Origin of the sequence: Pleurocapsa sp. PCC 7319, from assembly GCF_000332195.1 — a bacterium.
Lineage (GTDB): Bacteria > Cyanobacteriota > Cyanobacteriia > Cyanobacteriales > Xenococcaceae > Waterburya.
This window is the reverse complement of record NZ_KB235922.1, coordinates 5,257,107-5,270,308: the sequence shown is the minus strand read 5'-3', so window position 1 is coordinate 5,270,308 and position 13,202 is coordinate 5,257,107. Positions and strand designations below refer to the sequence as shown.

The following is a 13,202-nucleotide window of genomic DNA, read 5'->3' as shown; positions in this document are numbered from 1 at the left end:
ATTAACAAAAGCTCTGGAAAAATTTTCATCTGTCTTCGCGCAGGAGACCTACGCTTACCGCAAAACGGAAGCGATAGGAGGAATGCACGCCTCCAATTATGTTTTTTACATTTAATGCTGTATAATGTGAAGCATGGTCGAACGTGCTTACAAATACAGATTTTTCCCCACTGCCGAGCAAGAAAATCTCTTGCGACGGACGATGGGCTGTGTGCGTTTGGTCTATAACAAAGCTTTGGCTACTAGAACAATCGCTTGGTATGAAAGACAGGAGAGGATTCAATACCAGGAAACCTCTAGTCTTCTTACTGGCTGGAAAAAAGTTGAAGACTTGGATTTTCTTAATGAGGTTAGCTGTGTACCTTTGCAGCAATGCTTGAGACATCTGCAAAAAGCGGATGCGACCCCGCGCCGCCGATAGGCGCAAGGGAACGCGCACCAAGAAGCGTTTGCCAACTTTTGGGGTAAACGTGCTAAGTATCCAAGATTCAAAGCTAAACGCAATGGTGGTTCGGCAGAATTTACCAAGTCGGCGTTTAACTACCGTAATGGTTCTCTTTGGCTTGCTAAATGCAAAGAACCATTGAATATAGTTTGGTCTAGACTTTTGCCAGATGGATGTGAACCATCTACAGTTACAGTCAAACTCGATCCTAGTGGTCGCTGGTTCGTCTCGATGCTGGTAGATGACTACACCATTGAAACCTTGCCACCAACTAAGAAAAAAGTTGGCATTGATGTTGGTGTTTCTAGCTTGCTGTCTACTAGTGATGGCGAAAAGATAGCTAACCCAAAGCATTTTAATCGACTGTATCAAAAGCTTGCATCTGCGCAAAAGGAATTGAGTCGGAAAACCAAAGGCTCTCTTAACCGACATAAAGCGCGACTTAAAGTAGCTAAAATACACGCCCAAATTAAAGATGCTCGTACTGATTTTCTGCACAAGTTGACTACTCGCCTGATTCAAGAAAATAGCGTAATTGCTATTGAGGATTTGGCGATTAGAAACATGGTCAAAAACCACAAGCTGTCTCGTAGTATTAGCGATGCCGCTTGGGGGAAAATGTTTCGCCAACTGGAATATAAATGTGATTGGTACGGGCGGAAGCTGGTCAAAATTGACCGCTTCTTTCCTAGCAGCAAACGATGTAACCATTGCGGATTTGTTGTTGACAAGATGCCTCTTGATATTCGTACCTGGGATTGTCCCAGTTGTGGAACGAAGGGAATTGATAGAGACATCAATGCTGGGAAAAATATACTCGCCGCCGGGCTGGCGGTGATTGTCTGTGGAGCGGACATAAGACCTGATAGACATAGTTCTAAAGGGCAGTTGCGAAAAACCCGTAAGGGAAGGAAACAGAAACCTAAGTCGTGAGTCTTAGGAATCCCTCGCTATAATCTCTGATTTAGCGCAGGGAGGATGTCAAAAGACTTGAACCTAATTTAGACTTTTAGAATTGTTTATCTAAATCCAGAATAGCGATCGCGGCAAAAACAGCAACAAGCGATCGCCTCAAAATCTTTAATCAATAACTTGTAGAGATGAAAAGGGCTAGTACTAGTAATTGAGTTTAAACTGTCTTTTAAGTCGATTAATAGACTGAGTTGTCTACAAATACCTGAAAACCGATTTAACAGACATGATATGAAGGTTATTGGGGAATGTCTACAAAGTTATAACTTATGAGACAAGTAAAGCTTGGTAATTAGTTGAACCTATCCCACTAATCAATTTTTAGGGTTTTCAAGAAGTTTAAAATCACTCATTTGTTGAAAATGTGGGAGCAAAATGTTGTTTTTTCATGTTCGACATCAGTGTCAGATCAATAGTGGGATAGGTTCTTCTACATCCTCTATTTTTCTAACCTCCAAAGTGACACATTATTTTGATAAATAGGCTTTAGTTTAAGTTGATGTTGGTGTTTTATTTGAGCTTGTAATGAAGCAGGAGGGTTGAGAATAAAATAAGCATTAAATTCATCTGGTATTTTTGAGATGTTTATTTGCTCAAAATTATCGAAGCATTGTAATTTTACTTGATTGTCTAAGTGATAGCTGAGAGAGATTAAGTCTCCAAATTGCCCATCCCAATTCTGCAAAGAGCTCAAATTACATTCAGAGATAAGCAATGAAGAATCTTGATTCAGAATACTTGATATTGGTAAATTATGAGAATTAGGGTCCTTATTCCACCAAGTCGATTGGGAGACATTAAGAGTACAAGAAATTAGCTCTAGGAAAATTAATATAATTAGTAATAAACTCCATAAATATTGTTGTTTTGTTTGGTTATTGAGATGATTAGCTTGGATTTGTTGACCAAACAAATAAGTAAATGTCAAATGACATCCCAGATAGGTGATTATAGAGTAGCGAGTTTGAATCGAGCGTATTCCACCAAATAAAACATCTGGAACAGCCAGGAATAAGGCAGGCAAAAATATTAAAATTAGAATAAAAGAATAAGTTTTTTTCGAAGAATGATAAATTAAAAAATAGATTGAATATACAAATAGAATTAGAAAAACTCTGATCATAGTCCACCACAAATTATCAGAGATTATATTTTCATATTCGTAATTAGGATTTATGTCAAAAAAAATACGTGCGAAGTGAACTTCCCATCCAATCCTTAAGTCGTCTAAAGATAGAGTAATTTTGTGAACCCAGTTGATAGTAGACTGAACCTTATCTAGTTGAGACAAAATTAAATAAAGCCAAGGAGCAAAAAATAGCAATCCTAGCGAAGATGCTTTTAAATAAGAAAAAAATGTTTTATTAGTTCTGATTCCTTGGTTTGAAATTATATAAATACCATGTATAATTACTAACAAAGAAAAGATGGTATGAGTGTAAATTCCTAAAGAAATAGTCCCTGCATAAAGACCCCAGCTTAGCTTAGTATTGATTCTAATTGCTCTAAACAGAACTGCACTTGATAGCAATATATTAACTGTATGTAAAGTATACATTCTTGCTTCTTGTGCATAGAGAATGTGGAATGGTGATACGGCTATCAATGCTATTGCTATCCAGGCTACAAATGATGAGCCGAATAATTCTAGACATAGCCAATACATAGATGGGAATACAAGCAGACTGATAAATGCAGAAAAACTTCTGATAACAGCTACAGAATCACCAAAAATTTGAGTCCAAAGTCGCGTCATTACAAAATATAATGGCGGATGTTTAGGGTCTTCTACTGCTAGGGTTTTAACTACATTAAACAGACCTTTTTCAGGATTAGGCTTTTGATAATTCTGAAAAAAATCTTTAGTAATTATTTCGCCATCTGTAACTTCATTTGTTATTTCCTGTTTGGTATAACCATAAATTCTTAATGAAGTAAAAGTTTCATCTTTCCAGTACAATTTTTGGTCAAGATTGGCAAATCTAAAAAATATCCCCAAAACTAATAAAACTATAATCAAAAAACGTAAATTAGAAAGAGGAAGTGTCCAACGCATGATATTTTTGATTTTTATTAAAACAATAATACCTTGATTAGTAACCTCGCTTCTTCGGTTGTTGACTTAGCTTACTCTTTCATACATCGACTTGATTTTTTTGTGAATGAAGAATGACCTAAAAGCTAACTATCACAGGATTTTATCCTATTGAGACTTTTGAAATTTTTTATGTCCCATTAATCTTGAGGAATAAAGGAAATATGGAGTCGTGTATTAGTAGCCTGAGCAATACGATTCAGAGTTTTAACCAATCCAAGAAAAGCGATCGCTAGATATTAGTTTTGGAGTCCCACAGTCAAAATGACTTAAATTGAGCTTATAGAGCATAACAAAAGTTTAAGGGAGTCAATTACTATGGTTCTACATCATCAATCAATACTTAACTTGTTTGCACACCGCTGTATTAAGGGCGTTCCGTAGAACACCCCTAAGTAACATAATTAAATTGCTCAGATTGAATCAGATATTAATCAATACCTTCAATCTTGTCTTCAACTTCTTGATACAATTCCCGCAATCTGTCGAGGTTTTCCTCACTAGTTTCCCAGTAACCACGACCGTTAACTTCTAGGAGAGTTCCAACAATCTTACGGAAGGAATTGGGGTTCATATCCATTAAACGTTTGCACATTTCAGGATCGTCAATGAAGGTAGTATTAACATCTTCATATACCCAATTATCAACTGCATCTGCTGTAGCTGACCAACCCATAGTATTAACCAAACGCTTAGATAGTTCACGAACGCCCTCATAACCGTGACTGAGCATACCTTCGTACCATTTAGGGTTTAGTAATTTAGTACGGGCATCCAAACGTACTGTTTCCGATAGAGTTCGGACTTGTGCATTAGCAGTGGTAGTATCAGCTATATATGCAGTAGGTTTTCTACCATCATCTCGCAAGCTAGAAACGATTTTAGTCGGGTCAGAATCAAAGTAGTGAGATACGTCAGTCAAACTAATTTCAGATGAGTCTAGATTCTGAAAAGTAACATCAGCTTTTTTCAAGGAAGATTCAAACAAGCCTCGGCTTTCATCCATTACCCCAGGATTATCAGAATTAAAAGCAAAGGATTTACGATTGAGGTACATATCCTGAAGTTCTTTTTCTTCCTCCCAACTGCTGTTTTCTACCGCTAGGTTAATGTTAGAAGAGTATGAACCAGAAGCATTCGAGAAAATACGAGTAGCTGCTTGGCGTACGTTGATCCCCATTTCCTCTGCTTGTTCTAAGGAGTGTTTACGAACAAAGTTCATTTCAATGGGTTCATTAGCTTCTGCTGCCATTTTGACTCCCCGATCTAGCAGGTTCATCTGATTGATAAACAAATCACGGAAGACTCCAGAACAGTTAACCACAACATCAATTCGAGGACGACCTAATTCTTCTAGTGAAATCAGTTCAAGTTTGTTAACTCGACCTAAAGCATCGGGTACAGGACGCACCCCAATCATCCACATAATTTGTGCTAACGATTCACCATAGGTCTTGATGTTGTCGGTTCCCCAGAGTACACAAGCAATACTTTCAGGATATTGACCGCCATTATCAATTTTTTGACGTTCGATCAGACGATCTACCACAATTTTGGCTGATTTAACTGCGGCTAAGGTGGGAATCGCTTGAGGATCGAGAGCGTGAATATTCTTACCAGTAGGTAGAACATTAGGATTACGGATGGGGTCTCCACCAGGTCCAGGTAAGACGTATTCCCCTTCTAAAGCTTTTAGTAAACCACCAAGTTCGTTATCTGCACATACCTGCTCTAAACAAAATTCCAGATATTCCATCAAAGGCTTGAGAAGTTCAGTATCGACATTTTTGTAACCGTGTTCTTGCAAGGCTTCAATCCACGGTGCTTTTTTACCGATATTAAAGAAGTTTAGTTTAGATACCATTGATACTCTGCCTTCCGCGTCAATTTGAGCATTGACTAGGGCAGATACAGCAGCGCGAGTTGCTTGAGTAATATCTTGGAAAAGTTGAACGTCTTCTAAGATTCCCCGATCGTTATTCGCATATATTTCATCGATATCTCTACCAATGCTGTTCGCAATAATTCTGGGCAGGGAGACTATTTCTTCTTCTTCCCGGTCTAGGTTAGAGATATTAACCAAAGTAGCGATCGCTTCTTCTGCGGTGGGAGGTTTACCAATTACGTGTAAGCCACAGGGTAAGAGACGGGATTCGATTTCCATCAGTTTTTTGTAAACCAAACCAATAATCGTATCCCGTTCCACTTGGGTCATTTCTTTGGCACTGTGGTCAGGAAAATCAATATCTTGATCCAGATTGACGATCCGCGCCTGATCCATCACCGTATCAACAATTTGAATACCCCTACCGCCATCTTTCAAACTCTGATAAGAACCAATTAATTCTCCTAGTTCTTTTAAACCCTTATATAAACCAGCGTTTTCCGCAGGAGGGGTTAAGTAAGAAATGGTAGAAGCATAACTACGACGTTTCGCAATCGTTGCTTCAGAAGGATTATTTGCTGCGTAGTAGTAGATATTAGGAATACTCCCAATTAAGCTATCGGGATAACAGGCTCCCGACATTCCCATCTGTTTCCCTGGCATGAATTCTAGTGAGCCATGAGTACCGAAGTGCAGTACTGCATCGGCTTTCCAGATATGTTCTAAATAGGTGTAATAAGCCGCAAAGCCATGATGAGGAGAAGCAGAACGAGAGAACAGTAATCGCATCGGATCGCCTTCATAACCAAAGGTAGGTTGCACGCCAATGAAAACATTACCAAATTCCTTACCGTAAATTAAAAGGTTTTGACCGTCACTGTTGAGATGTCCTGGTGGAGGTCCCCAGTTTTCTTCCAAACTCACTGAATAAGGAGTTAGACGTTCATATTGCTCGACAGACATCCGATGGGCAATATTTAATTCAGGAGAGGCATACTGTGCCTGGGCATCATGAATTACCGCCTCCATTAACTCTTGGGGAGAATCTGGTAAGTCTTGGATTTCATAGCCGTTATCTCTTAAGCCTTTCATGGCCTCGTAGATGGAGCCAAATACATCTAGATAAGCCGCTGTCCCGACGTTTCCTTTATCAGGGGGGAAACTAAAGACTGTAATAGCTACTTTCTTCTGTAACTTTGGTTTTTTACGTAAACTACCCCACTTCATCGCTCTTCTAGCGATCGCTTCAACTCGATCTTGGAGGGCAATGGAGCGACCAGTTGCTCCATCTCTACCAGAAGCAATTATGGGTTCGATCGCCCCATCTAATTCAGGAATAGCAATTTGTAATGCTACCTGTACAGGGTGTAACCCCAAATCACTTTCTTCCCATTCTTCAGTCGTTTGGAATACTAGTGGTAATGCCACCATGTAAGGACGGTTGAGGCGTTTCAAGGACTCGATCGCTTTGGGATGATCTTGTCTTGCGGGACCACCAACTAAGGCAAATCCAGTTAGGGAAACTACTACGTCAACTATTGCCTGACTTTGGCTTTCCTGCCAGAAATAAGCATCTACAGGCTTAGAGAAGTCTAATCCCCCAGCAAAGACTGGGATGACTCTGGCACCCATACATTCCAATTCCTGCACCATAGCTACATAATGAGCATTGTCCTGAGTAACCAAATGAGTGCGTTGCAATACTAAGCCAACACAGGGAGCCAAAGGATCTTTAAGATCATCAGAAATATCTCGACGACTATTAAACCAATCGAGGTATTCTTGAACATCCTCAAACATTTTGGGCGCGAGAGGATGCCAAATACCCATGTCTGGATAGACAATTGGTTCGGCATATTGAATCGCATTTTCTTGCTTATCTGGATAAACATATTTATCCGACAGCATCAATAAGAAATTCTCTAGATTATCGGCATTACCACCCAGCCAATACTGAAAACTCAGCATAAAGTTACGAGCATCCTGAGCTTTTTCGACCGGTAGGTATTTCAAGACTTTAGGCAAAGTCCGCAACAGCTTGAGCATCGCATCTTGGAAAGAACTGCCAGACTTGTTTTTGCGCTTCCGCATAAATTGGGCGATCGCACTCTTAGACTGTCCTAACTGTGCCATGGAGAAGCTTCCCATTTTGTTGAGGCGCATTACCTCAGGCATGGAAGGGAAAACCACCGCTGCATCCAAATTATCGCGATGGGGAGTCACTGCTTCTACTACCTTTTGGGCTAAATCCTCGACAAAGATTAATGATGCAATAAATATATTGGCTTGAGCAACATCATTTTGGAAGTTTCGATAGTTCTCTTCGTCTCTTAACTCTTCTATTAAATAGCCACTCAATTCAACGGCTAAGTGGGGATTATTGCTATTAATCGACTGAGCTGCTTCAGTAAGGGTACTTTGGTACTGAGGCTCCAGCACGACATAGACCACCCTCAATAGATCGCGTCCGTTAACGGCATCTGGCTTAACGTGACGAACGGTGGACTTGACCTGGGTGAACATATAACTTGACTCTCCTTAAGTAAAAGTGGCGATGTTTCAAAGGTAATTAGGGTAAGCTCGCTCTTTACCTACCCAGACAACAGGATTATGCTTATGTAGAGTATTTTTATCAAAAAACGTTATCGCAATTTTGCCAAACCCCTCTTTTGACACAATTCGATAAAAATAACGAAATATTACGTAACAAACTTTTACAAAAATTGTGAGTATATACTCAGGTATTATCTTTACAAAAGTTTACTATGATATCTGTTTAGCTATTCATTAAACTTTTAGCCGCTCCCAATAAATCCTTTTTAATATCTTGTAAATCTTCTCGGTTATTTAAATAAGTTGTTAAGGCTTCTATTGGATCGAGAGTATTGCCCACACCCAATTCAGGTAAACGAGGTCGTGCTAATTGACTGATTAATTCGGGACGAATACTATAGGTGTGAGCTTTTTGTAATGCTCTATCTATTGCCGAAGTGTTAATTAAATCTAGTTGTTCAGAACGAAGTTTGTAGATAAAACGAACAACTTTTTCTTCAATTTCCTGTTTGGCGATCGCCTGTAAAACTGCTTCTAAGGGATCTTCTTCTTGAGAAACGTCTACTTCGATGGTTAAAAAAGGACGGGCAGGAATAGGGCAAAATTCCCAGTCAACTTTACCTGGGGCAACTTCTAATAAAATATAACCTTTGTCTTCTTTTTCTTCGCTAAAGTCTACCCGTTCAATACTTCCAGGATAAATAATGGGGGGATCGTTAGTCGGGTTGAGATTTTGATGTTTATGGACATGACCTAGGGCAACATAATCAAATTCGGGACGAATTAACATCGAGACAGGAATTGTAAAGCCTTTGCCCACCGCCAGAAATTTCTCTGCACCCAAGTTAGCGCGATCTGCCATCAGATGAGCCAATAAAATAGTGGGTATATTACGATCTAGTCGGCGAACTTCTGCTTCCAAGACAGGTTGTAAACGCTTAATCAAAAGTTCGTTAACTTCGGCTAGTCCTAATCCCTCAGTTTCAGGACGGGTTAATAAAGTGGAGCGATTTAACCAAGGTAAGGTGATAACTTGTATATCGCCGTTACGGGTTGAGATGCGGTTGGTTTTGATCGTATCGCCGACGATAAATCCTGGAACTACTAAAGTACGGTAGATAGATAGACTGGCTCCACCATTACCCTGAGAGTGTTGATCGTGATTACCCACTAACAGTACTGCGGGTATTTCGGCATCTGCCAAACGACGAAATTGACTCGCAAAGGCTTCATGCACATACGGTGGAGGCGTAGCATCGGGAAAAGCATCTCCACCAAATAGTACTAAGTCAACTGGTTCGGCGATCGCTCTATCGATACAGATACTGAGAGTATTAACAAAGTCTTCTAGTCTCGTATTAATTCCCGTTTCAGGGTTGATCTTGCCATGGGAAAATCCACTTCCAAGATGTATATCGGATAAATGAAGAATCTTAATCATCTATATTTATAGTCATTCCCATATAATGACTTGGCAATGCATAGCACCTACAAGTATAGATGAATTAATTTGAATAAACGATCTTTTATCCTAGCTTAAACCCTTATAATTTAACGCTTGGTGTGAATTGAAATAGATTGATACCATTGTTTTGGTAGATAATTTATCCTTAAAAACCACATTTGTTCCTGGGGGATTAACCCCCCAGACCCCCCATTGGGGAGGAAATAGCCTCCCCAAACCCCTGCTATAAAAGAAATTTAGCTACGATATCTGTTTTCGTAATCTTCATTTTGCTCGCAATTTTTAATTGGCAATCGGTTATTTTAATTAAGTTCCTGAATATCTTTGAAGATAAGGTGCTCACCAATTTAATGTAGTGAACTTTATTCACACTAAACGTAATTAACTAAACTTTATAGCTTATAGCTTACAGCTTATAGCTGGTTAAACCTAAACTCTCTTTTCCAAATATTGACCGATGGTGATTTCTTGCCCGGCACGGGAAATAATTGTCTGTCTAGTGCGATATTTACTACCAACTAATTTCACTTCTTCTTCAAATACATTTGAGTTGTATTCTGTACGAAGAGCCATAGTATCAGCGTTGGTAAAAGAACATACCGCAATAATTGGTTTAGAAGTTGCAAAACCGCGATCGCGATATAATTTGTTACCTAAAACACCAAATACAGTAGAACCAGTAACTGGTTTACGACTTTCGTTAGTGTAATTACTTTCCCAGGTGACTTTTGTGCCACAAACTAAAGCTTCTAAATCAGCTAGTTGATGACTTTGGGCTAATTCAATTAATTCCGATGCACCCTGCTCCAAAAAGGAAACTGTTAGATAACTTTCTACTTCCTGGGGTTCGACATCTTGATTCAAGCTGTAGTAGCGTCTTTGAGAATTCCAGCTACCTTCAGACTTACGGAAAAAATCTACCGCTAATGACTGTAAGACAATATTTGATGTTTCCGCAAATACCATTGAGACTCAACCTCTTTTACTTATATATACAAGAGTCTTTATGTCAACAAAAAAGACTTTATGCGTAATATTTCTTAATATATCACAGCTAACATTAACTAAGAGTAATCCTTTAGATACAGTTTTCTTATGCTTAAAAATTTAGATTATGTTCTCAGGGTTCAGTATGGCAAAATATCAAAAATCTTTTGTAAAGTTGATTACAAGTTGGGCGATCGCCATAATTATTAGTTTCCTATTTATTTTTCCAGCAACAGCTTTAACTCAGGATTTGCAATTTAACGGCTCCACAGGCTATCAAGTTAAAGCAAGATTTAGCTATAACAAAACTCAAACACCAGAGATGATTGCAGAACATGGTCTGGGAAAGACTCAGGTTTTAGATTCGATGGAAGTTAACTTTTACGATCCTTCTGGAGAAATAATTGAGACTTATAAAAACATAGTTGATGGAGTTGCCACAGGAACTTACTTTGAATTTAATTTCGACCCAGTAACACAACAAATACTAGGAAATATCGATCTTGGTGGTGAATCAGCAGGAGAAATATATTTGAAAGGTAATATTGATCGAGGAATTTCTCTAATCGAAGTAGAAGCCTCAGGAGTAGAGAAAGTTATTGACCAAATTAAAGGAAATCAGTTGATTTTAATTGTGGACAAGTAGAACGATTGATCGAAGCTTAACGCCAGAGGCGATTGGACTCCGTCCAGGCTCCGCGATTTGCTTGACCACCGCGCTTCGCGCGAGCGCCCAAAAACTCTGAAGACAAAGTTTATAAATTTTGCTTATCCGAACTAAAAAGTATCGCTCTAATTAGACTATTACTTATATTGATAGGTATAATTACACTGTTTAAATTAAATAGTTTAATTGATGGATAACCAGAAGTCTTTAATCAATAATTTTGGCTTGATGCTGGCTCAATTGCCAAAAAGAGAGATCGCTTTAGCTGTTTTTCGAGAGGCAATAAGAACTAAAAATCAAAGTTTGATACATATGCTTTTACATAGTTTGAGTCAAGATTTAGGTAACAATTATGTTTCTAAGTGGATAGTAGAAGATGCATTGCCCACTTTGTCTTTAGAAGAAATAAATTATCTTGAACAAAAAGTGTTATCTTCTTCTAGCCTCGGTGAAGCAGATGACTATAGTGTTTAAGATTAACATTTACATCCTCTCCTCACGGGATTTGTTTTTCCCTCTTTCTGAATATTCAACATGGGATTAACATTAGAGATATAGAAATAGCTTTACAAATCTTGATATTATAGATAGAAAGTTGACAAGTTTTTAAGTTCGGCAATTTCCTTTTACAAAACGCTAACTATAATCATGACCAATACCATTGCTAAAACAGCTAACAACCAAACTTACAATATCGAAGAATGGAAACGGGGTTATGATTCTCAGCCCAACGAATATGAGTACGAAATCACAGAAATAGAAGGTCAGATTCCTCCTGAATTATCTGGAACATTATTTCGTAATGGTCCTGGTTTATTAGATATTGGTGGTTCAGCCATCTATCATCCCTTTGATGGGGACGGTATGATCAGTGCATTTTCTTTTAAGGATGGTAAGGCATATTATCGTAATCGTTTTGTGCAAACAGAGGCTTATCTCGAGGAGCAACAAGCAGGTAAAATTCTCTATCGAGGAGTATTTGGCACTCAAAAACCTGGAGGTTGGTTCAATAATGTATTTGATGTCAAGCTTAAGAATATTGCCAACACTGGGGTAATTTATTGGGGTGGAAAATTACTGGCCCTTTGGGAAGCTGCTGAACCTCATCGTTTAGACCCCAAAAATTTAGATACTTTGGGTAAAGATTACCTCGATGGAGTCTTAGAACCAGGTGATGCATTTTCAGCACATCCTTGGGTAGATCCTAGTTGTGAACTGGATGGAGGCGCACCCTGTCTAGTTAACTTTAGAGTTGATCCAGGGCTTTCGAGTAAAATTACCTTGTTTGAATTTGCCCCTGATGGTAAACTCTTGCGTCGTCATGCCCATAGTATTCCCGGTTTTTCGTTTATTCATGACTTTATAATTACTCCTCAATATGCCATCTTTTTTCAAAACCCAGTTAATTTTAATCCCTTGCCCTTTGTGTTTGGAATGTGTGGTGCAGGAGAATGTGTTGAGTTTAAGCCCGAACAGCCCACTAACATCGTCTTAATTCCTCGCGATCCCCAGAACAAGGAAATTAGAACTTTTAAGGTAAAATCTGGTTTTGTTTTCCACCATGCTAATGCTTTTGAGCAGGGAAATAAAATACATATTGATTCTATTACTTATGAGACTTTACCCCAAGTCCAGCCTGACTCCAACTACAAAGAAGTTGATTTCGACAGTCTTGATCCAGGACAGTTATGGCGATTTTCTTTAAACCTTGAGAATGGAACTGTTGAGCGTCAGATGTTAGAGAGTCGCTGTTGTGAATTTCCGACCCATAACCCAAATAAAGTTGGTCGAGATTATCGCTATTTATATATAGGTGCAGCAGCTAACAATACTGGACATAATGCCCCTCTACAAGCAATTTTGAAATTAGACTTAGAAACAGGAGAGCGTCAGTTACATTCTTTTACCCCCAGCGGTTACACTAGTGAACCAATTTTTGTTCCTAAGCCTAATGCTGAAAGGGAAGATGCAGGTTGGGTATTAACGGTAGTTTACGATGGTGACAAGCATCGTTCTTGCCTGGCCATTTTAGATGGAGAAAATTTAGCTGGAGAGCCGATCGCCTTGCTTCATCTGGAACATCATATTCCTTACGGCTTACATGGTAGTTGGTGTGACGAAGTGTTTATTTAA

At 38.9% G+C, this 13,202-nt stretch carries 7 protein-coding genes and 1 pseudogene; 4 read left to right on the top strand and 4 right to left on the bottom strand.

Annotated elements, in window-relative coordinates; translation table 11 throughout:
* Positions 1-133: 133 nt before the first annotated feature.
* Positions 134-1,378: pseudogene (locus PLEUR7319_RS36950) on the top strand (RNA-guided endonuclease InsQ/TnpB family protein).
* A gap of 478 nt (positions 1,379-1,856) precedes the next feature.
* On the opposite strand, the gene PLEUR7319_RS0128025 reads toward PLEUR7319_RS36950, so the two are convergent.
* The 4 genes from PLEUR7319_RS0128025 to PLEUR7319_RS0128010 all read right to left on the bottom strand — a co-directional run bounded on the left by PLEUR7319_RS0128025 (position 1,857) and on the right by PLEUR7319_RS0128010 (position 10,381).
* Positions 1,857-3,473, bottom strand: a complete 1,617-nt coding sequence (locus PLEUR7319_RS0128025; RefSeq protein ID WP_019508551.1) for a glycosyltransferase family 39 protein — start codon at positions 3,471-3,473, stop codon at positions 1,857-1,859.
* 469 nt (positions 3,474-3,942) lie between these two features.
* Complete coding sequence (locus tag PLEUR7319_RS0128020; protein ID WP_019508550.1) at positions 3,943-7,920, bottom strand: magnesium chelatase subunit H; 3,978 nt, start codon at positions 7,918-7,920, stop codon at positions 3,943-3,945.
* A gap of 253 nt (positions 7,921-8,173) precedes the next feature.
* Entirely contained in the window at positions 8,174-9,391 is a 1,218-nt protein-coding gene (gene sbcD, locus PLEUR7319_RS0128015) for an exonuclease subunit SbcD (RefSeq protein WP_019508549.1), read from the bottom strand.
* 453 nt (positions 9,392-9,844) lie between these two features.
* Positions 9,845-10,381, bottom strand: a complete 537-nt coding sequence (locus PLEUR7319_RS0128010; RefSeq protein ID WP_019508548.1) for a phycobiliprotein lyase — start codon at positions 10,379-10,381, stop codon at positions 9,845-9,847.
* Positions 10,382-10,547: 166 nt separating this feature from the next.
* Between PLEUR7319_RS0128010 and PLEUR7319_RS0128005 the strand changes: the two genes are divergently transcribed.
* The 3 genes from PLEUR7319_RS0128005 (at position 10,548) to PLEUR7319_RS0127995 (ending at position 13,202) form a co-directional block, all read left to right on the top strand.
* Positions 10,548-11,048 (top strand): hypothetical protein, encoded by a 501-nt coding sequence (locus PLEUR7319_RS0128005; protein WP_019508547.1) that lies wholly within the window; start codon positions 10,548-10,550, stop codon positions 11,046-11,048.
* Between the two features lie 210 nt (positions 11,049-11,258).
* Positions 11,259-11,543 (top strand): hypothetical protein, encoded by a 285-nt coding sequence (locus tag PLEUR7319_RS0128000; protein WP_019508546.1) that lies wholly within the window; start codon positions 11,259-11,261, stop codon positions 11,541-11,543.
* Positions 11,544-11,717: 174 nt separating this feature from the next.
* Positions 11,718-13,202: a carotenoid oxygenase family protein gene (locus tag PLEUR7319_RS0127995; protein ID WP_019508545.1), complete on the top strand. Its 1,485-nt coding sequence runs from the start codon at positions 11,718-11,720 to the stop codon at positions 13,200-13,202.